Origin of the sequence: Nonomuraea sp. SBT364, from assembly GCF_001083785.1 — a bacterium.
GTDB lineage: Bacteria > Actinomycetota > Actinomycetes > Streptosporangiales > Streptosporangiaceae > Nonomuraea.
This window is the reverse complement of sequence record NZ_LAVL01000103.1, coordinates 1-19,166: the sequence shown is the minus strand read 5'-3', so window position 1 is coordinate 19,166 and position 19,166 is coordinate 1. Positions and strand designations below refer to the sequence as shown.

The window sequence follows — 19,166 nt, the reverse complement described above, 5'->3', positions numbered from 1 at the left end:
CGTCCGACAGAGCGGGCCACAGGGAGTCATGAGTACTTCCCACTCGCGGGTGGCCGCCTTGAGTAGTCGCGCTGCTCTGGCGATCCGGCCGGGTGCGGCGCATAGTGTGCCGGTCGGGCAGGCGCGCCCATAGTCGGGATGGTCAGGTGGCACACCGGTGGACGTGAGGCGGGCGGGCGAGACGGCGCCCGCGCTGCGGGTCGTCGTGGGCGAGCCGGACCGGGCGGTGCGCGCCAGGCTCAGGAGCGTCCTGCACATGGGCAACGGCATCTGCGTCCTGGGCGAGACCGGCGACCCCGCCCGGCTGCGCGAGCAGGCCGCCCGGTTCCGGCCCCGGGTGGCGGTGGTCAACGCGGCGCTGCGGCAGCCGGACGGCCAGGAGTACGCGCTGGTCATGGCCGCGCAGGCGAGGAAGCGGACCCGCGTGGTGGTGGTCTCGGACGAGCTGGACGAGCAGCTGCTCGGGCGGGCGCTGCGCGGCGGCGCCGGCGGGTTCGTGCACCGCGACTCGCTGCTGGAGGAGATCGTCCCCGCGATACGGCTGGTCGCCGCCGGGCACACGTTCATCTCCAGCTCGATGCTCACGCGGCTGCGCGACCGCATCTCCGCCGCGATCCCCCGGCCCGACCAGCGGCCGGCGGAGCTCACCCGGCGCGAGGCCGAGGTGCTGGCCCTCGTCGCGGCCGGCCTGTCGAACGCCGGCATCGCCGCCCGGCTCGGCATCGGCACTGGAACGGTCCGTTCGCACCTGGCGCGCATCCTGGCCAAGCTGTCGGCGGCGAACCGGGCGCACGCGGTCGGGATCGCGTACGAGTCGGGCTTCATCACCGGCGAATCGGTTCACCGCCTGCTCGGGCGGGGGTAGCCGAGGCGCTCCACCACGCGTGCAGCGCGGGGAACTGGGCGATCGCCTCCTCCGTCGTGAGCGGGGGCGCCGGCTCCCCCGTCAGCGCCCGCGCCACCGCCGCGCCGTCGGCGGGGGGCGCGGGGATCAGCGCCTGGGCGCAGAAGAACCCGGCGGCCAGCTCCGGGCTGCTCAGCAGGGCCCGCGACCTGCGGGCGAGGATCTCCCGCTGGAACGCGCTCGCCTCACGCCCCCCGCCCTGTCCCCCGCCCCGGGGCTCGTCCTGTGCGAGCGCCAGGTGCCAGGACGGGTCGGTCTCGGCCGCCACGGCGGCCTGGGCCGCCGTGAGGGCCGTCGGGTCCGTCCCGTGCCGCGCCAGCTCCGCGTCCAGCCGCAGCGCGCTCAGCGCGGCGACCGACATCCCGTGGGAGTGGACGGGGTTCAGGGCGCAGACCGCGTCGCCGATCGCGAGGAACCCGGCGGGCAGCGCCGCCCGTTCGAAGTACCTCCTGCGGTTGGCGGTGTCGCGGTACGGGCGGACGCCGCCCAGCGGGGTGGCCGCCGCCATGAGGTCGGCGACGATCGGGGAGCGCAGCGCGCGGGCGAAGGCGGTGAAGCCCCGCTCGTCCACCGGCGGCTCGCCGCCCCGGGTGCCGGTCAGGGTGACGATCCAGCGGCCGCCCTCGATCGGGAACAACGTCGCCCCCTGCCCGGCCCGGCCCGCCACCGGCCGCGGATGCACCATGACAGCCGGCATCCCGATGGCCATCCCGGGGGCCATTCCGGTGGTGAGGGCGGCGGGGGCCCGGTAGAGGCGGGTGGAGTAGGCCAGGCCGGAGGAGACGGTGACCTCCTCGACCTCCGCCGCGCCGATGGCCGCCAGCCATCGCGGCGCCTTCGACCTGCGGCCCGTGGCGTCGACGACGAGGTCCGCGCCGATCGTCCGCGCCCGGCCGTCCCGGGTTTCCACCACGGCCCCGGTGACGCGCCGGCGGTCGCCCGCCAGGCCGAGCGCCCGCGTGCCCGTCAGGACGGTGACGCCGGGCAGCGCCCGCTCCCGCACCACCTGGTCCAGCAGCCCGCGGCCGCAGGAGACGAGGGAGGCGCCGGTGTCGAGGCGGTGGAACCAGCCCTGCGCGGCCAGCACCAGGGCGTCGCCGGGCAGGCCGCGCAGGTGCGCGCCGCGCGCGAACAGCTCCGCCAGGGTTCCGGGCAGCAGCTTCTCCAGCGCCCTGGCGCCGCCCGTCACCAGGACGTGGCTGTGCCGGGACTGCGGCAGCCCCCGGCGGGGCTCCGGGCCGCGCGGATAGTCGTCGCTCTCCACCAGCACCACCTCGCCGGCGTGCCGGACGAGCACCGCGGCGGCCAGCACTCCCGCCAGGCCCCCGCCGAGGACGACCGCCCTCGTCATGAAAGCGCCGGGCCCTCTTCGATCAGCCCCTGCTCGATCATGCTGCCGAGGAACTCCTGCACGTCCTTCAGGATGCGGACGCTCACCGCGACACTGCCTCCGGAGAACGCCTGGGACAGCTCGGAGACGATCGCCTCGCGCTCACCCTCGCTGGCGACGAGCGTCCAGATCCGCGAAGCCGTCTCGTTCAAGCTGTGGAAGTCCCCGGATTCGGTGTGGTACAGCGAGATGCCACCGGCGGTCTCCTGCCATATCACAGCGTCGCTGATCTGGAGTGACACACTCCACCTCCTCTAGACGGGCGTGATGGGAAGCAACTCGCCGACGCGGACGGCGCCGGGCGAGGGACGGACGTAGGTCTTCCAGTCGTCGAACACCGGGTGGACGTCATCGCTGGCCACCAGGCGGGGCGTCGTCATGCCGGGATCGCGGGCCAGCTCGGCCGCCTTGACGCCGGACTCCAGCCACAGCTGGGTGGCGATGCCGTGCCGCAGGATCCGGCACTGGTGACGGCTGTTGCGCCGCAGGTCGCCCGATTCGGACATGTGCGCGGCGCGGCAGCCTCCGCCGCAGGACGCCTTGATGTAGCACTTCTCGCAGTCGGCGTGGTAGTCGCCGCCGTACACCGAGCTCGTGCGCATGTCGTACAGGAGCGGGCCGCCGAAGATCTCCGACAGTGACTGGCGGCGTACGTTGCCGGCCAGGTGGCCGGGCTCGGTGACGAGCTTGCACGGGTAGACGTCGCCCAGCGAGTTGATGTAGATCTCGTTGCCGCCCATGCCGCAGTTGCCGCGCACGGCGCACCGCTGCAGCGGCTTGGGCCCGTCCGGCAGCAGGCGGCCGGCCACCGGTGAGGTCCAGGTGATCCGCTGGATCCGCAGGTGGTCCTCCCACCCGAAGTCGTACTCGTCGTCGACGCCCCGGCCGAGGTTGTTGTGGTACATCAGCCGGATGCTGCGGACCTCGATGCCCTGCATGAAGGTGGCGAAGTCCTCCAGCTCGTCGACGTTGTCCGAGGTGACCAGGTGGTTGATCAGCGGCACCACGCCGGCGTCGTTGAGCAGCCGCAGGGCGCGGTGGGTCTTGTCGAAGGAGCCCGCGCCGCGGGTGCGGTCGTGCGTCTCGGCCGAGCCGCCGTCGACGCTCACCGTGACGGTGCCGAACAGGTCGGCGAACCGCCGCGCGATCTCCGGGGTCCGGATCATGGTCGCGTTGGTGATGATGTTCGACGTCAGGCCGCTGCGGTTGGCGTGCTCCACGATCTGGAACAGGTCCTTGCGCAGCATGGGCTCGCCACCGGTGAAGATCATGGTGGACGCCCCGAACTCGGCGGCCTGGGTGACGAGGCGGAGTGACTCCTCGGTGGTGAGCTCGCCGGGCAGGCACTTCTCCGAGGAGGCGTAGCAGTAGGGGCAGCGCAGGTTGCAGCCGTCGGTGATGGCGTAGTAGACCTGGCTGAGCCTCGGCTCCGACATGGTGATCCGCGGCCGGTTGCCGTTGTAGTAGACGATCCAGCCCAGGATGAGCTTGGCGAGGGTCCGGTCCGTCTCCTCGGTCTCCTCCAGCCGCCCGCCCGGACGGGTCAGGGCCCGCAGTACGCCGAACTCACGCGCGTCCAGGACGCACCGGCCGCCGGAAAGCGGATTGATGACCAGGTAGTCGGCGTCGTGCACGAAGTAGGTCAGGTCTTCCGGTACGTCGAACAGCGAGTGGTTCCGGGCCAGCTTCCCAGACATCATTCCCCTTCACGCTCTCAGCGGCAGGTGCGGCCCCGGGCCTCGCCCGGCGGCGTGCGGCCCGGAGCCGCGCTCGCGAGCAGCCGGTCTAGTTCGCCACGGACCCGGATCCGGAGCCGGACCAGGCCCCGCACATGCACTTGGCGTCGGGCTCGATGGTGTGCACCTCGACCTCCGGCCTGGCCCACTGCTCGCCCGACAGGACCTCGGGCAGCGCGGCGGGGATCTTGTCCTTGAGCGAGATGAGCAGGTCGGTTTCCTCCCTCGTCAAGGTGGCGAACGCCTCCTCGACCTCAGCGGCGATCGGGTCGTTCAGAATCCCGGCTTCGCGCAGAGCTTCCTTCGGATCGAAGGCCATGCCCTCACCTCTCCGTGTTGGTGATGCGTTGCAGGTTGAGTATGTGCCGGTCACGAGAGGGGGGCACAACCCCACGAACGTGGGCTCTACCGGCGGTGACCTGGCGGGGCGAGACCCCACGATCGTGGGGTTGGCGATCTCTTGCGATCGGCGGTGACCCGTTTCAGCCTGGGATCAGGGCGCCGTCAAGCGGCTGACGAGGGGAAGAGCTCATGAGCGGAACCGGATCGGGCGTGTTCGACGCGCTCACCCTCCTGCGGGCGGCCGGGCATCCCATCGACCTGCTCGACGAGCGGCAGCGGCGGGTGTTCGCCGAGCTCAGCGAGCCGGAGGTCACGCTGCTCAACTCGATCAAGAAGCGCCTGGACGACGCCGCCGGCGAGGTGGAAGGACAGGAGCTCAAGCTCGTATGAGCAGGGGACCACGGCCGGGCCGCCGTAACGTCGTGGTCCTGTTCATCGACATCGTCGGATCGACGGAGCTGGCCGAGCGCCTGGACCCCGAGCTGCTCATGCGCGTCCTGGACCGCTACTACGCCGCGTGCCGGGCGCGGATCACCGAGAACGGCGGCGTCGTGGAGAAGTACATCGGCGACGCGATCATGGCGGTGTTCGGCGTCCCGGCCGGCCGGGTGGACGACGCGCTGCGGGCGGTGCTGGCCGCGCGCGCGTCGATGGCGGAGGTGCACCGGCTGGGCACGGAGCTGGCCACGGAACTGGGCACCGACCTGGGCGCCGGGCCGGGAGACGGGCACGGGGTCCGGCTGGACGCGCACTGCGGCGTCGCGTTCGGCGAGGTCATGGTCGCCGACGGGACGGGGCCGGACGTGCGCGTGATCGGCGACCCGGTCAACACGGCGAGCCGCCTGCAATCGGCGGCGGCCGCCGGGGAGATCCTCGTGGGGGACGACGTCGCCCGCCTGGTCCGCCGGCACGCCGTGCTGGAGGAGGTCCCGCCGCTGCGGCTCAAGGGCAAGCGGGAGCCGGTGCGCGCCTGGCGGCTGGTCACCGTGGAACCTGATCTCGGGGAGCCGGGGCCCGACACGATCCCGCTGGTGGGCCGGGCGGAGGAGCTGCGCGGGCTCACGCGCATCCACCAGCGTGTCCTGGCCGACCGGCGGTGCGGCATGGCGACCGTGCTCGGCGCGCCCGGCATCGGCAAGTCGCGGCTGGTCAGGGAGTTCCTGCACGGGCTGCCCGAGGAGGTCACGGTGCTGACCGGGCGCTGCCCGTCGTACGGCATCGGCGCCACCTACCGGCCGATCGCGGAGATGCTGGAGGCGCTGAACGGCGGCTGGCCGGCCATCGCCGGGACGCTCGGCCCGCAGAGCGCCCGGGTGCTGCGCGGGCTGGCGGGCCGGCAGGCGGCCGGCGGCCTCGACACCGCCGGGGTCGCGGAGATCGCGCGGGCGGTGCGGTCGCTGTTCGAGGTCCTCGCCCGGCGCGGCCCTCTGGTGGTGGTGCTGGACAACCTGCAGTGGGCCGAGCCGACACTGCTCGACCTGGTCGAGGACTGCGCGGCGTGGCTCGCCCGGGTGCCCGTCCTGCTGGTGTGCGTCGCCCGGCCGGAGCTCCGCCAGGCGCGCCCCTCGTGGGGGGAGGGCATGGTCCGCGCCCTGTCGCTGGAGCTGGGCCCGCTGCCCCTCCCGGACATGGCCCGGCTCGTCGCCGAACTCCGCGAGCTCCGTGATCTCCGTGATCTCCGTGAGCTCCGCGCCGGGCGGGCCGAGGTCGTCGCCCACGGCTCCCCGGTGCGCGACGACGCCGTCTTCGACAGGGTGACGTACGGCTCGGACGGCAACCCGTTGTTCGCCGAGCTGATGCTGGAGGCGCTCCAGGAGGGCGGCTCCGCCCTGCCGCCCACCATCCAGGCGCTGCTGGGCGCCCGGCTGGACCGGCTGGACGAGGCCGAGCGCGACGTGCTGGAGAGGGCCGCGACCATCGGCCAGGCGTTCACCGCGGACCTGGTGGCGGCCCTCCTCGACACCGGCACGGGCACCGGCACAGGCACGGGCGCGGGTGCCGGGGGTGAAAGGGTGCGGGGGCCGTTGGGGCGGCTGCGGGCCGAACGGCTGATCCAGCCCGGCGCGCTGCCGGGCACGTACGAGTTCACGCAGACACTCACCCGGGAGACCGTGTACGCGCTGACGAGCAAGCAGGCGCGGGCCGACTGGCACCGGAAGCTGGCCGGCTGGTTCGGCGACCGGGCCGGCGGGCCGGACGACGCCCCGTTCCCGGGGCCGGGCGCGGCGGACGTCAGCCAGCACCTGCTGGCCGCCTGCCGACTCACCCGCGAGGTGCGTCCCGGCGACCCGCGCCTGCCCGAGCTGACCGACCGGGCCGCGGACTCGCTCATCAGGGACGGCGGTCAGGCGCTGCGCCGCAAGGACCTGCCGGCGGCGATCGCGCTGCTGGAACGGGGCCGGGAGATGCTGCCGCCCGGCCGGGACGAGCACCGGTCGCTGGCGATCCGCATCAGCGACGCCCGGCTGGCCCGGGGAGAGGGCGGCCGGGCGGCCGAGGCGCTGGACCGCGCCGAGGAACTGGCGCCGGGCGATCCGCGCGCCGGGCTGACCTGCGCGATCCAGCGGGAGGTCCTCGCCCTGCGGGCCGGTGCCAGCCCGCCTCGGCTGCCGCCGCTGCGCGAACGGCTGGCGCTCGATCCGCGCGACGAGCTGAGCTGGTGCCGGTTCCACCAGCTGGAGGCGCTGGCCCACATCGAGGAGGGCCGGTTCGGCGCGGCCGACCGGGCCCTGCGCGACGGGCTCGCCCGCGCCCGGGCGATGGGTGACGCCTACGAGGAGGACCGGCTGCTGGCCGGGCTGTGCGAGCTGGTGCAGTGGTCGCCGACGCCGGTCCCGGACGGACTGGCGCTCTGCGCCGAACTGCTGGCCCGTTTCGCCGGTGACCGGGCCCTGCTGGTCCCGGTGCTCGTCACCCGGGCCCGGCTGTTCGCGCTCGCGGGCGAGCTGGGCGCGGCCCGCGCGGCGCTCGACACGGCCGGCCGTCACGCGGGCGAGCTGCACCTGGACGTGCCCGCGATCGCGGTCTTGCAGGTGCGGGGGCTGGTGGAGTCGTTCGACGGCCGTCACGAGGCCGCCGGGAGCCTGTTCAGGCGCGCCGCGGGCGCGCTGCGCGCCGCCGGTCACGGCGCGCCCGCCGCCACCCTGGAGATCTACGCGGCGCGCGAGGCGCTCCGGCTCGGCGACGTCCGGCGGGCGGCCGCCGAGCTGGCGGGCCGCGACGACGGGCCGCGGCAGCTGCGCGGCGAGCTGACGGCCGTCACGACCCGGGCCGTGATCGCCTCGCTCGGCGGCGCGCACGCGGAGGCGGTGCGCGAGGCGGACCGCGCGGCCGCGCTGCTCGCCTCGACCGACGATCCCTGCCTGCGCGGGGACGTCCTCGCCGAGATCGCCCGGGTCCATCGGGCCGCCGGGCGCGATCCGGCCGGCGCCGCCCGGCGGGCGATCGACGCCTACCTCACGAAAGGCGCGAGCCTGCCCGCCCGCAGAGTCCGCGACTGGCTGGGGGAACCGTGACCATGACACCGCCCTGGCGCAGGGAGAAGCCCGCCCAGTTCCCCGGGGTGCCCGCGTGGGGCCTGTCGACCCGGCGGCAGTCCCCGGAGCGCTTCGACGTCAGCCCGCTGGCGCGGGTGAACAAGGAGTGGGCGTGGGGCGGGTCCGACGGCTCGGGCGTGCGGGTGTGCGTGGTGGACACCGGCGTGGCAGGGGACCATCCCCGGATCGGCGACCTGGAGCGGTCGCTCCAGGTCGTCAGCGGGGACGACGGCAGGCCGTCCGTCGCCGACTGCGAGGCCGCCGACCCGGCCGGGCACGGCACCGCCTGCGCCGGCGTGATCAGGTCGATCGCCCCCGGCGTGTCGCTCACCTCGGTCCGGGTGCTCACCGACGGGAAGACCGGTTCGGGCGACGCCCTCGTCACCGGGCTGTCCTGGGCCATCGAGGAGGGGTTCGACCTCGTCAACCTCAGTCTGTCGACCACGAGGTCCGGTTTCCGGGAGTCGCTGCACGAGCTCGCCGACCGCGCCTACTTCCGGCGGTGTCTGCTCGTCGCCGCCGCGCACAACATGCCCGTGCTCAGCTACCCGTGGACGTTCTCCTCCGTCGTCTCGGTGGCCAGTCACGATCTGCCCGATCCGATGACGTACTTCTACAATCCCGCGCCGCCCGCGGAGTTCCACGCGCGCGGGGTCAAGGTGCCCGTCGCGTGGCCGGGCGGCCGGGAGATCCGCAGCACCGGCAACAGCTTCGCGGCGCCGCACATCACCGGCATCTGCGCGCTCATCCTGAGCAAGCATCCGTGGCTGACGCCGTTCCAGCTCAAGACGGTGCTCTACCTGGCCGCGGACAACACCCTGACTCACAGCGGAGAGGCCCATGTCTCCTGACGACATCGACGGCACCGAACGGCGACTGCTGCAGTCGGTCGTCGAGGTGGCCCGGCACATGTTCGGCGCCGCCGCCTCCTCCATCTTCCTGGTGGAGCCGGAGACCGGCGACCTGATCTTCGAGGCGGTGTCGGGCGAGGGCGAGAAGGAACTGGTCGGCAGCCGCTTCCCGGCCGGGACCGGGATCGCCGGCTGGGTCGCGGCGAGCGGTCAGCCGATGGTCGCCGACGACGTGGCGGAGGTGGCGCCGTTCGCCCGCGACGCCGCCGAGTCCACCGGTTACGTCCCGCGCACGATCATGGCGGCGCCGCTCATCCGGTTCGAGGAGTGCGTCGGCGTCCTGGAGGTGCTGGACCGCACGGCCTCGCGCAGCGAACTGGACGACATGGAGCTGCTCGGGCTGTTCGCCACCCAGGCCGCCTGCGCCCTGGAGCTGCTGCTGCGGATCAGGGCCGGCCGGCGCGGGGAACCGTCCGGCGACCCCCGCGCGCTCCTGCGGCGGATCGGCGAGCGCCTGTCGGCGACGTCCCAGCCGCCGGACGCGACGGCCGTGCGCCTGCTCGCGATCGCCGACGACCTGCTGGCCCCGTGACGGCGCCCGCCCGGAGCCGATGGAACGTGGTACCGCCCGGCGCCGGGGCCGTCACCAGGCGGTGTGACGGCAGGTCTCTTTCCGGATACATAAGAGATCTTTACGTCTACTAAGAGCTATGTCACGATCACTCCGTTTTGCCGTTGTTCTCATGGAAGGCCGAAGTGATCACTCCCCTACCGGCGTCAGCTTTGCCCGAGCCCATTTCTTCCTGGCACGACTCTCACTGAAAGGACGACATGGGAGACAGCCGTCCGCACGACGCACTCCCCAGGAACGAATGGCCGTTCGTCGGACGCGCCACCGCGCTGCGCACCATCACCGAGGCCGCGGCGCCGGCGGAGATCCGCGGCGTGGTGATCGTGGGGCCGCCCGGCGCCGGCAGGACGCGCCTGGCCGGGGAGGCGCTCGCGCGGCTGGCCGGGGCGGGGCACCCGGCGGCCTGGGCGACCGCGACCGCGGCCGCGGGGACGATCCCCCTCGGCGCGCTGCTCCACCTCGCGCCCCTCTGCGACGCGGCGACGCCCGCGACCCGGCAGGTCTTCGACCGGATCGTGGAGCGTTTCAGCGCCCCCGCCGGCGCGCGGCCCGTCCTCGTCGTGGACGACGCGCACCTGCTCGACAACGTCTCGGCCGCGCTCGTCCACCGGCTCGCCCTGCACACGCGCACCTTCGTGCTGCTCACCGCGCGTCAGGGGCAGGCCGCGCCCGACGTGGTGACCGCGCTGTGGAAGGAACGGCTGGCCCGGCGGGTCGAGCTTCGGCCGCTGTCCGACGGCGACGCCGACACGCTGCTCGAACGCGCCCTCGGCGGCCCGCTGGACGCCGTCACCCGGCGCACGCTGCGCCGCCTGTCCGCCGGCAACCCGCTGGTGCTGCGCGAGCTCGTCCAGTCCGCGCTGGAGGGCGCGGCGCTGCACCGCGTCGACGGCCTGTGGCATCTGGGCGACCAGCTGCGGATCACGGGCCGGCTCGGCGACCTCATCGAGGCGCAGATGCAGGTGGGCGACCAGGGCGTGCTGGCCGTCCTGGAGGCGCTGGCCTGCCAGGAGCCGCTCGCCCAGCGCGTGCTCGAACGCGTCGCCGGGCCTCCGGCGGTGGCGCAGGCCGAGCGGCAGGGGCTGATCACGGTCGAGCTCTGCGGGGCACGGCAGCAGACCCGGCTCACGATCCCCGCCCACGGGGAGGTGCTGCGCGCCCGCATGCCCCGCGCCCAGGTCCGGGCGATCTGGGGGCTGCTCGCCGGGGAACTCGCCGCCTCGCCCTGCCGCCGCGAGGACGACGCGCTCGACCTCGCGGTGGCGCGGCTCAACGCCGGTCTCGGCTCGTCGGCGCGCGAGCTGCTGCACGCCGCGCAACGCACCGCCGGGCGGCTGGAGCTCAAGGCCGCCGAGCGGCTGGCGACCGCCTCGCTCGACGCAGGCGGCGGGGTGGACGCCGCCCTCACGCTGGCCGAGGTCCTGTGGTTCCAGGGGCGGTTCGCCGACGCGGCCGGCGTGCTGCCGGCGCCGGAGGAGTGCCGCGCCGCGGACCGGGCCGAGCGCCGGGCGATCCTCCGCGAGAAGATCGGCTACTGGCGCCACCAGGTCACGCGGGACCCGGAGGATCCGGGCGGCGAGCGGGCCGCGGGGGCGGTACGGGCGTGGACCATGCTGCTCGACGGGCACGTCAGGCGCTCCCTCACGGCCGGTACGGCGCTGCTCGGCCTGCCGGACCCGCTGCCGGCCGAGGCCGCGGTGCGCGCGGCCACGGCCGCCGAGCTGGCCGCGGGCCTCATGGGCGACACCCACCGGGTCGAGGGCGCGCACGCCAGCGGCCTGGTGGCCTCCTCGGCCCGCCGCGGCGTGTCACCGTGGGCGCGGGCCCAGGTCGGCGCCGCCCGCTGCCTGGCCCTCCTGCTGGGCGGCGCTCTCACGACCGCGGCCGAGGACGTGGAGACCGGGTACCGCGAGGCCGTCGAGAGCCAGCTGACCGCTCCGGTGGTCGGTGTGTGGGCCGTGGTGCGCGGCTTCGTGGCCAAGGCGCAGGGCCGGGTGCGACCGGCCCAGCAGGCGCTGCGCGAGGCCGTCGTGCTGCTCGGCGAGCAGGACCCGCTCCGGCTGCGGGGCGTCTACCTGGCGGAGCTGGCCGGCGCGTACGCGATGGCGGGTGACGCGGTCCAGGCCGGCGCCTGGCTCAGCCGGATGGACGGCTGTCCCCCGCCGCCGGGTGTGCTGTTCGACCCGTGGATCGAGCGCAACCGGGCGTGGGCCGCCGCGGCCGCGCTCGACCTCCTCGGCGCGGCGAACCACGCCATGCAGGCGGCGAAGGCCGCCCGGGAGGCCGAGTCGCCCATGGTCGAGGCGCTGGCGCTCTTCGACGCGGCGCGGTTCGGCGGCGCCAAGGAGGTCTCGGCCCGGCTGCACCGGATCGCCGGTGAGACCGCGGCGCCCGCGGCGGCGGCGTTCGCCCGGGTGTCGGCCGCGCTGGCCACGGACGACGCCCGGCAGCTCACCGCGGCGGCCGAGACGCTGTATCACACCGGTCACCTGCTGCACGCGGCCGAGGCCGCCGCCACGGCGCACCGGCTGCACGCCAGGGCGGGGCGGCGCACCGCCGCCAGGAACGCGCTCGCCTTCGCGCGGGAGCGGCTCGCCGAGTGCGGCGGCGTGCGGACGCCGTTGACGGACCTGACGGGCGGCGAGGCGACGCTGACCCCCCGGGAGCTGCAGATCGCCAAGCTGATCAGCGCCGGGCTGCCGGCCCGCGAGGTCGCCGGCCGCCTCGGCCTGTCGCTGCGGACCGTCAACAACCACCTGGGCCGCGCGTACGGCAAGCTCGGGGTGTCCGGGCGGCACGGACTCGCGCAGGCGCTGGGCCGTCCGGAGGACTGAGCGCCCGGGTCACTCGCCGCCGGTGAGGGCGGCGACGAGGTCGGCGGCGGTGCGGCAGCGGTCGAACAGCTCGCCCACGTGCTGCTTGGTGCCGCGCAGCGGCTCCAGGGTGGGGACGCGCTGCAGGGACTCGCGGCCGGGGATGTCGAAGATGACGGAGTCCCAGGAGGCGGCGGCGACCGATTCGCTGTACTGGCGCAGGCAGCGGCCGCGGAAGTAGGCGCGGGTGTCGGTGGGCGGGTTCTCGACCGCGCGCTCGACCTCGTCCTCGGTGATGAGGCGCTGCATGCGGCCGCGGGCCACGAGACGGTTGTACAGGCCGCGATCGGGGCGGATGTCGGAGTATTGCAGGTCGACGAGCTGGAGGCGGGGGTGCGACCAGGCGAGGCCGTCGCGGCTGCGGTAGCCCTCCAGCAGCTCCAGCTTGGCGACCCAGTCGAGCTCCCTGGACAGCTGCATGGGGTCTTCGGCGAGCCGGGTGAGCACGGACTCCCAGCGGTCGAGGACGTCCTTGTTCATCTCGTCCTGGGCGGTGCCGCGCTCCTCGACGTACTTGCGGGCCTGCTCGAGGTATTCCATCTGGAGCTGGATCGCGGTGAGCTTGCGGCCGTCGCGCATCGGGATCTCGTAGCGGCAGCTCGGGTCGTGGGAGACGGCGCGCAGGGACTGCACGGGGTTCTCGACGGCGAGGTCGCGGCTGAGGAAGCCCTCTTCGATCATGGCGAGGACGAGCGCCGTCGAGCCCAGCTTCAGGTAGGTGGAGATCTCCGACATGTTGGCGTCGCCGATGATGACGTGCAGCCGCCGGTACTTCTCGGGATCGGCGTGCGGCTCGTCACGGGTGTTGATGATCGGCCGCTTGAGCGTGGTCTCCAGGCCCACCTCGACCTCGAAGAAGTCGGCGCGCTGGCTGATCTGGAAGCCCTCGCCGCGCGAGTCCTGGCCGATGCCGACCTTGCCGGCGCCGACGACGACCTGGCGCGAGACGAAGAACGGCGTCAGGTGGCGGACGATGTCGGCGAAGGGGGTGGCCCGGCGCATGAGGTAGTTCTCGTGGCAGCCGTAGCTGGCGCCCTTGGCGTCGGTGTTGTTCTTGTAGAGCTGGATGGGGGCGTTGGCGGGGATGGCGCCGGCCCGCTGGGCGGCGTCGTACATCACCCGTTCGCCCGCCTTGTCCCAGATGACGGCGGCGCGGGGGTTGGTGCACTCCGGCGTGGAGTATTCCGGGTGCGCGTGGTCGACGTAGAGCCGGGCGCCGTTGGTCAGGATGACGTTGGCCAGGCCGAGGTCCTCGTCGGTGAGCTGGGTGGGGTCGGCGACCTCACGGGCGAGGTCGAAGCCCCTGGCGTCGCGCAGGGGGTTCTCCTCTTCGAAGTCCCAGCGCGCTCTGCGCGCTCTGGCCGCGGAGGCAGCCAGGTAGGCGTTCACGACCTGGGAGGAGGTCACCATCGCGTTGGCGCCTGGCTGACCGGGCACGGAAATGCCGTACTCGGTCTCGATGCCCATCACCCGACGCACCGTCATGCGCACCCTCTGTTCGTCCGGATCTGTCTATCCGCCGTTTATATGCCCGAGCCTATGCCCTTCACAGTGCCCCAGGGTCACAGAGTTATGGCACCGACGCCTTTTCAACCTGTACGGAGGGAGATGCTGGGTTTTGTGGGCTTCTGCGGGGCTTGAGGAGTCGCTGGATGGGCCGTTCGGCAAAAAGGTAGATCGCGTAGGACAGCAGCACGGCCGCGAGCGTGGTGACGGTGACCACCGCGAGCGGGGGCAGATCCCCGGTGAGCAGGGGGATCAGGGCGGCGGCGACGACGGAGTGGAACAGGTAAAGCGGGTAGGTGGTGGCCCCGAGCGCGGTCAGCGCGGACCGCGCCCGCATCCGCAGGAGACCGAGCGCGACGAGCGACATGACGGCGAAGATCAGCGTGATGGTGATGATCACACTGAGGTCGCTGACGGGCATGTTCTTGAACCCGGCGAGCTCGATCCGGCCGTGCACGCGTTCGAGAGCGGCGTGCAGCGACATGCCGTACGACGCGGCGACGTAGAGCCAGGGAAGCCAGGCGCTGCCGTGCTTGTGGATGAGGTAGAGGGCCATGCCGGCGACGAAGTAGGGCGCGTACCGGGGCATGACGATCTCGTTGAGCAGCGGGTTGCCCAGCAGCTCGGCGCCGAGCGCGGCGGCCAGCCAGACGCCCGCGAAGGCCAGGACGCGGCCGTAGGTGACACCGGCGATCACCAGGATCGAGATGAGCAGGTAGAAGCGGAGCTCCGCCCAGAGCGACCAGTAGACGCCCGTGGCATCGGCGATCTTGAATAACCGCTGGAACATGGTGGCGTTCACCAGGTAGTCGCCTGGTGAAAGTTTTGGGTCCAGCGCCTTGGCGGCGGTCAGGCCGTAGAAGGCCGCCACGGCGATGAGGCTGAGCCAGTAGGCGGGGTAGAGCCGCACCAGCCGGGAGCGGGCGAAGGCGCCCAGCCCGCGGCCCCACACGCTCATCAGGATGACGAATCCGCTGATGACGAAGAACAGCTCCACGCCGAGGATGCCGAGCCCGGCGACGGGGGCGACGGCGGGGAAGAGCTCGGCGGGCCGCTCACCCCAGACGGAGGCGTAGGCGATCAGGTAGTGGAAGGCCAGCACGGCGAGGGCGGCGATGAACCGCAGGAGGTCGAGCTCGGCCAGCCGGCCGTCCCCGCGAGCATGCTTCGGCCGGTTCGCTTGATGCACGGCCCTTAGACGTCACAACGATCACTTCGGTTCCCTTTCTTCACTTCTGTCACAACAAGCATCGATATTTTCGTGGCTGAGGGTCGTAAGCCGTCACGGTCGTTGGGGCTGGGGTGTGTCCCTCGTCACCATGTCGGCCATGCGAAATCACCTGGTCATCGCGGTGGCGGCGGTCGCCCTGCTGAGCGCGGGCTGCGGCCGGTCCACCTCCGGCGCGGCGGCGCCCTCCGTTCCCCCCTCCACCGGCAAGAGCGCGAAGGACCTCGTCCCGGAGGAGGTACGCAAGTCGGGCGTGCTGCGGGTCGCCACGGCGGAGGGCTACCCGCCGATGGAGATGTACAAGCCGGGCACTCAGGAGCTGACGGGCGTGGACATCGACCTGGCCAAGGCGATCGGCGAGCGGCTCGGGCTGAAGACCCAGGTGACGAACGCGGCGTTCGACGGCCTCATCCCGGGCCTGCAGGCCGGCCGGTGGGACCTGGCGATGTCCTCGATGAGCGACACCGAGCAGCGGCGCAAGGCGGTGGACTTCGTCGACTACTTCCAGGCGGGCGGCTCGATCCTGGTGAAGAAGGGCAACCCGGAAGGCATCAGGACCCTGGCCGACCTGTGCGGCAGGAAGGTCGTCCTGGCCAAGGGCAGCTCCAACCTGGACATCGGCCAGCGGCAGAACGACAAGTGCGACAAGAAGATGGAGATCCTGCAGAGCGAGGACGCGCCGACCGGCCTGCTGACGATCGACTCCGGCCGCACGGTGGCGACGATCGTGGACTCCCCCGTCGGACACATGTACGCCAAGGACACCGGCAAGTACGAGGTCCTGGCGGAGCAGTACGACGCCGGGCCGTGGGGCATCGCGGTGGACAAGAAGGACGGCGCCCTGCGTGACGCCGTCGCCAAGGGCCTGCAGGAGCTGATGGACGACGGCGGCTACAAGGCGATCCTCGACACCTACGGCGTGTCCGCCAACGGGCTGCCCAAGGTGACGATCAACACGGGCGCGTCGTGACGGAGCTGCCGATCGACGCGGTACGGCCGGGCCGCCCCGGCAGGCTGGCCGCGGCCGCCGTGGCCGGCCTCGTGCTGGTCTGGCTCGCGTACACGATCATCGTCAACGAGAACCTGCACTGGGACGTGATCGTCGCGTTCCTGTTCGACTCCAGGATCCTGAACGGGCTGCTGGTCACGATCGCGCTGACCGTGCTGTCGATGGTGATCGGGGTCGCGCTGGGCGTGATCGCGGCGGTGATGCAGCTGTCGGACAGCCCGGTGCTGCGCGGCGTGGCGGGCCTGTACACGTGGTTCTTCCGTGGGACGCCGCTGCTGGTGCAGCTGATCTTCTGGTTCAACATCGGGCTGGTGTTCCCGGTGATCGGGATCGGGGTGCCGTTCGGCGGCCCGATGCTGGTGGAGTGGCAGGCGAACGCGCTGATCACGCCGTTCGTGGCGGCCGCGCTCGGCCTGACGATCAACGAGGGCGCCTACATGGCGGAGATCGTCCGGGCCGGCATCCGGTCGGTCGACCCCGGCCAGCGGGAGGCGGCCGAGGCGCTCGGCATGTCGCACCGGCAGATCCTGCGCCGGGTGGTGCTGCCGCAGGCCATGCGGGTGATCATCCCGCCGACGGGCAACCAGTTCATCTCGATGCTCAAGACGACGTCGATGGTGTCGGTGATCGCGGGCGCGGAGCTGCTGACCGTGGCGCAGCGGATCTACCTGGGCAACTTCGAGGTGATCGCGCTGCTGGTCGTGGCGTCGGTGTGGTACGTGGTGCTGACCACCGTGGCGAGCGTGGGCCAGCACTTCCTGGAGAAGCGGTTCAGCCGCGGGGAGGCCGGACGATGAGTGCCATGGTGAGCGTGCGCTCGGTGCGCAAACGGTTCGGGTCGCTGGAGGTGCTGAAGGGCGTCAGCCTGGACGTGCCGGAGGGCGGCGTGGTCTGCGTGGTGGGGCCGTCCGGGTCCGGCAAGTCGACGCTGCTGCGGTGCGTGAACCGGCTGGAGACGATCGACTCGGGGCGGATCCGGGTGGACGGTGAGCTGATGGGCTTCCGCGAGGTGGACGGGCGGCTGCACCTGCTCAAGCCGGCGGAGCTGTGCCGGCAGCGGCGCAAGATCGGCATGGTGTTCCAGCGCTTCCACCTGTTCCCGCACATGACGGCGCTGGAGAACGTGATGGAGGGGCCGTGCACGGTGCGGGGCCTCTCCCGGGAGCGGGCGCGTGCGCAGGCGTCGGCGCTGCTGGAGCGGGTCGGGCTGGCCGATCGGGCGCACCACTACCCCGCGCAACTGTCGGGCGGCCAGCAGCAGCGGGTGGCGATCGCGCGCAGCCTGGCGATGGAACCGAAGGTGATGCTGTTCGACGAGCCGACCAGCGCGCTCGACCCCGAGCTGGTGCAGGAGGTGCTGGGCGTCATGCGGGACCTGGCCACGAGCGGGATCACCATGGTGGTGGTCACGCACGAGATGGGGTTCGCCAGGGAGGCGGGCGACCATCTGGTGTTCATGGACGACGGGATGATCGTGGAGGAGGGACCGCCGCGCGAGGTGCTGGCCGATCCCCGGCACGAGCGCACCCGCGCGTTCCTGGGGCAGGTGCTGTGAACGCCGACCTGCTGATCACCGGCGGCCTGCTGGCCGACGGCACCGGCGCCCCGGCGCGCCGCGCGGACGTGGCCGTGACGGCCGGGCGGATCACCGTGCTCCCCCCGGCCGGGCCCTCCCCGTCGGCGCGCGAGGTCGTCGGCGCGGCCGGGCTGGTGGTCGCGCCCGGGTTCATCGACGTGCACACCCACTCCGACGCCGTCACGCTGCTGGGCGAGGAGGCGTGGGACCTGGCGGTGGCACCGGTGCGCATGGGCGTGACGACGGAGATCTGCGGCAACTGCGGGTCGGGGCTGTTCCCGGGGCTGCCGGAGCGGCTGGCGGAGATGCGGGCGTCGAGCCGCGTCACCTTCGGCGGCCGAGTCCCGATTTTTCGGGATTTCGAGGGGTTCGCGGAGGCGCATCGGGCCGCCCCCCGCTCCAACCACCTGAGCTCCCTCGTCGGCCACGGCACCCTGCGCGCCGGCGTGCTCGGCTACGAGGACCGCCCAGCCTCACCGCGCGAGCTGGACGTGATGCGCGGCCTGCTGGACGACGCGCTGGCGGCGGGCGCGACGGGCCTGTCGACCGGCCTCATCTACACCCCCGGCACCTACGGGGGCACCGACGAGGTGGTCGCCCTGGCCGCCGTCGCCGCCCGCCACGGCCGCCCGTACGTGACGCACCTGCGCGACGAGATGGCCCGCGTGGAGGAGGCGCTGGAGGAGGCCGTGCAGATCGCCCGCCGCAGCGGCGCGGCGCTGCACGTCTCCCACCACAAGACGGCCGGCCGGCACGCCTGGGGCAGGACCGTCCGCACCCTCGCCAGGATCGCCGAGCTGCGCGAGCAGGGCCTGGACGTCACCTGCGACGTCTACCCGTACACGGAGGCCAGCACGTCGCTGTCGGCGATGCTGCCGCCGTGGGCCAACGACGGCGGCACCCGCGCCCTCCTGACCCGCCTGACGGACGCCGGCCAGCGCGACCTGATGCGCCGGTCGATCGCAGACGGCGTCCCCGGCTGGGAGAACACCGTCGGCAACGGCGGCTGGGACCGCATCTCGGTCGCGTGCGCGCCCCGCAACCCCGGCGTCGAGGGCCGCACCATCGCCGACCTCGGCGGCGACCCGGTCGACGCGGCGGCGGAACTGCTGCTGTCGGAGGACGGCGAGGTGACCATCATCAGCCACTCCATGCGCGAGGACGACGTCCGGCGGGTGCTGGCGAGCCCGTTCTCGATGATCGGCTCGGACGGGGTGCCCAAACCCGGCCATCCCCATCCGCGCCTCGCGGGCACCTTCCCGCGCGTCCTGGGACGGTACGTGCGCGAGCAGGGGCTGGTGACGCTGGAGGAGGCGGTGCACAAGATGACCGGGATGGCGGCGGCCCGGTTCGGCCTGCGCGACCGGGGGGTGGTGCGCGACGGGGCGCACGCCGACCTGGTGGTGTTCGACCCGGCCACGATCGCCGACGGCGCCACGTACACCGACCCGCTGCTGCCCCCTTCGGGCCTGCACCTGGTCGTCACCGCCGGCCAGGTGGCGGTCCGCGACAACACCGTCACCCCCGCCCGCCCAGGAAGGATCGTCACCCCGTGACCCCCGCACCCGCGAACGCCCCCACTCC

16 protein-coding genes are annotated in these 19,166 nt (G+C 73.1%); 10 read left to right on the top strand and 6 right to left on the bottom strand.

All coding sequences use genetic code 11. The features are described 5' to 3' along the window. Positions 1 to 157 precede the first annotated feature (157 nt). Complete coding sequence (locus ADY59_RS32555) at positions 158 to 865, top strand: response regulator transcription factor (protein WP_049570337.1); 708 nt, start codon at positions 158 to 160, stop codon at positions 863 to 865. Here ADY59_RS32555 and ADY59_RS32550 read toward each other — a convergent pair. From ADY59_RS32550 to ADY59_RS32535, 4 genes are all read right to left on the bottom strand, one after another. Then, positions 825 to 2,255: an NAD(P)/FAD-dependent oxidoreductase gene (locus tag ADY59_RS32550; RefSeq protein ID WP_053175372.1), complete on the bottom strand. Its 1,431-nt coding sequence runs from the start codon at positions 2,253 to 2,255 to the stop codon at positions 825 to 827. The genes ADY59_RS32555 and ADY59_RS32550 overlap by 41 nt on opposite strands. Next, a complete protein-coding gene (locus ADY59_RS32545; RefSeq protein ID WP_049570335.1) occupies positions 2,252 to 2,536 on the bottom strand; it encodes a PqqD family protein in 285 nt (94 codons plus the stop codon). The genes ADY59_RS32550 and ADY59_RS32545 overlap by 4 nt, the downstream gene beginning before the upstream one ends. A 12-nt stretch (positions 2,537 to 2,548) precedes the next feature. Further along, positions 2,549 to 3,991, bottom strand: coding sequence for a StsB family radical SAM/SPASM domain sactipeptide maturase (gene stsB, locus ADY59_RS32540; protein WP_049570376.1), 1,443 nt, complete (start codon positions 3,989 to 3,991; stop codon positions 2,549 to 2,551). A gap of 88 nt (positions 3,992 to 4,079) precedes the next feature. Then, positions 4,080 to 4,349, bottom strand: coding sequence for a StsA-related sactipeptide RiPP (locus tag ADY59_RS32535; RefSeq protein WP_049570332.1), 270 nt, complete (start codon positions 4,347 to 4,349; stop codon positions 4,080 to 4,082). Between the two features lie 212 nt (positions 4,350 to 4,561). Between ADY59_RS32535 and ADY59_RS32530 the strand changes: the two genes are divergently transcribed. The 5 genes from ADY59_RS32530 (at position 4,562) to ADY59_RS32510 (ending at position 12,224) form a co-directional block, all read left to right on the top strand. After that, positions 4,562 to 4,762: an aroma-sacti cluster domain-containing protein gene (locus ADY59_RS32530; RefSeq protein ID WP_049570331.1), complete on the top strand. Its 201-nt coding sequence runs from the start codon at positions 4,562 to 4,564 to the stop codon at positions 4,760 to 4,762. Then, positions 4,759 to 7,887 carry an adenylate/guanylate cyclase domain-containing protein gene (locus ADY59_RS32525; protein ID WP_063780850.1) on the top strand — a complete coding sequence of 1,043 codons (3,129 nt, stop codon included), beginning with the start codon at positions 4,759 to 4,761 and terminating at the stop codon, positions 7,885 to 7,887. The genes ADY59_RS32530 and ADY59_RS32525 overlap by 4 nt, the downstream gene beginning before the upstream one ends. Positions 7,888 to 7,889: 2 nt before the next feature. Beyond that, positions 7,890 to 8,759, top strand: coding sequence for a S8 family serine peptidase (locus tag ADY59_RS32520; protein ID WP_049570323.1), 870 nt, complete (start codon positions 7,890 to 7,892; stop codon positions 8,757 to 8,759). Beyond that, positions 8,749 to 9,351, top strand: a complete 603-nt coding sequence (locus ADY59_RS32515; RefSeq protein ID WP_049570320.1) for a GAF domain-containing protein — start codon at positions 8,749 to 8,751, stop codon at positions 9,349 to 9,351. Before ADY59_RS32520 ends, ADY59_RS32515 begins: the two co-directional genes overlap by 11 nt. Before the next feature lie 239 nt (positions 9,352 to 9,590). Then, complete coding sequence (locus ADY59_RS32510) at positions 9,591 to 12,224, top strand: helix-turn-helix transcriptional regulator (RefSeq protein WP_049570319.1); 2,634 nt, start codon at positions 9,591 to 9,593, stop codon at positions 12,222 to 12,224. A gap of 9 nt (positions 12,225 to 12,233) precedes the next feature. Here ADY59_RS32510 and dop read toward each other — a convergent pair whose 3' ends face one another. Both dop and ADY59_RS32500 read right to left on the bottom strand, forming a co-directional pair. Then, on the bottom strand, positions 12,234 to 13,748 hold the full coding sequence (dop, locus tag ADY59_RS32505) for a depupylase/deamidase Dop (RefSeq protein WP_082310576.1): 1,515 nt from the start codon (positions 13,746 to 13,748) through the stop codon (positions 12,234 to 12,236). A gap of 85 nt (positions 13,749 to 13,833) precedes the next feature. Then, positions 13,834 to 14,958, bottom strand: a complete 1,125-nt coding sequence (locus ADY59_RS32500) for an acyltransferase family protein (RefSeq protein ID WP_049570304.1) — start codon at positions 14,956 to 14,958, stop codon at positions 13,834 to 13,836. A 139-nt stretch (positions 14,959 to 15,097) separates the two neighbouring features. Between ADY59_RS32500 and ADY59_RS32495 the strand changes: the two genes are divergently transcribed. Genes ADY59_RS32495 through ADY59_RS32480 form a run of 4 tightly spaced genes read left to right on the top strand, consistent with a single transcriptional unit; the run spans position 15,098 to position 19,138 of the window. Further along, positions 15,098 to 15,967, top strand: a complete 870-nt coding sequence (locus ADY59_RS32495; protein ID WP_049570373.1) for an ABC transporter substrate-binding protein — start codon at positions 15,098 to 15,100, stop codon at positions 15,965 to 15,967. Beyond that, a complete protein-coding gene (locus ADY59_RS32490) occupies positions 15,964 to 16,803 on the top strand; it encodes an amino acid ABC transporter permease (RefSeq protein WP_049570301.1) in 840 nt (279 codons plus the stop codon). The genes ADY59_RS32495 and ADY59_RS32490 overlap by 4 nt, the downstream gene beginning before the upstream one ends. Further along, positions 16,800 to 17,561 carry an amino acid ABC transporter ATP-binding protein gene (locus ADY59_RS32485; RefSeq protein WP_049570298.1) on the top strand — a complete coding sequence of 254 codons (762 nt, stop codon included), beginning with the start codon at positions 16,800 to 16,802 and terminating at the stop codon, positions 17,559 to 17,561. The genes ADY59_RS32490 and ADY59_RS32485 overlap by 4 nt, the downstream gene beginning before the upstream one ends. Further along, positions 17,558 to 19,138, top strand: a complete 1,581-nt coding sequence (locus tag ADY59_RS32480; RefSeq protein WP_049570295.1) for an N-acyl-D-amino-acid deacylase family protein — start codon at positions 17,558 to 17,560, stop codon at positions 19,136 to 19,138. Before ADY59_RS32485 ends, ADY59_RS32480 begins: the two co-directional genes overlap by 4 nt. The last annotated feature ends 28 nt before the right edge of the window (positions 19,139 to 19,166 follow it).

Coding starts and splice junctions, on each gene's coding strand:
- ADY59_RS32515 (WP_049570320.1), top strand. CDS start 8,749: ATGTCTCCTGACGACATCGACGGCACCGAACGGCGACTGCTGCAGTCG.
- ADY59_RS32520 (WP_049570323.1), top strand. CDS start 7,890: ATGACACCGCCCTGGCGCAGGGAGAAGCCCGCCCAGTTCCCCGGGGTG.
- ADY59_RS32495 (WP_049570373.1), top strand. CDS start 15,098: ATGCGAAATCACCTGGTCATCGCGGTGGCGGCGGTCGCCCTGCTGAGC.
- ADY59_RS32535 (WP_049570332.1), bottom strand. CDS start 4,349: ATGGCCTTCGATCCGAAGGAAGCTCTGCGCGAAGCCGGGATTCTGAAC.
- ADY59_RS32525 (WP_063780850.1), top strand. CDS start 4,759: ATGAGCAGGGGACCACGGCCGGGCCGCCGTAACGTCGTGGTCCTGTTC.
- ADY59_RS32485 (WP_049570298.1), top strand. CDS start 16,800: ATGAGTGCCATGGTGAGCGTGCGCTCGGTGCGCAAACGGTTCGGGTCG.
- ADY59_RS32550 (WP_053175372.1), bottom strand. CDS start 2,255: ATGACGAGGGCGGTCGTCCTCGGCGGGGGCCTGGCGGGAGTGCTGGCC.
- dop (WP_082310576.1), bottom strand. CDS start 13,748: ATGACGGTGCGTCGGGTGATGGGCATCGAGACCGAGTACGGCATTTCC.
- stsB (WP_049570376.1), bottom strand. CDS start 3,991: ATGTCTGGGAAGCTGGCCCGGAACCACTCGCTGTTCGACGTACCGGAA.
- ADY59_RS32530 (WP_049570331.1), top strand. CDS start 4,562: ATGAGCGGAACCGGATCGGGCGTGTTCGACGCGCTCACCCTCCTGCGG.
- ADY59_RS32510 (WP_049570319.1), top strand. CDS start 9,591: ATGGGAGACAGCCGTCCGCACGACGCACTCCCCAGGAACGAATGGCCG.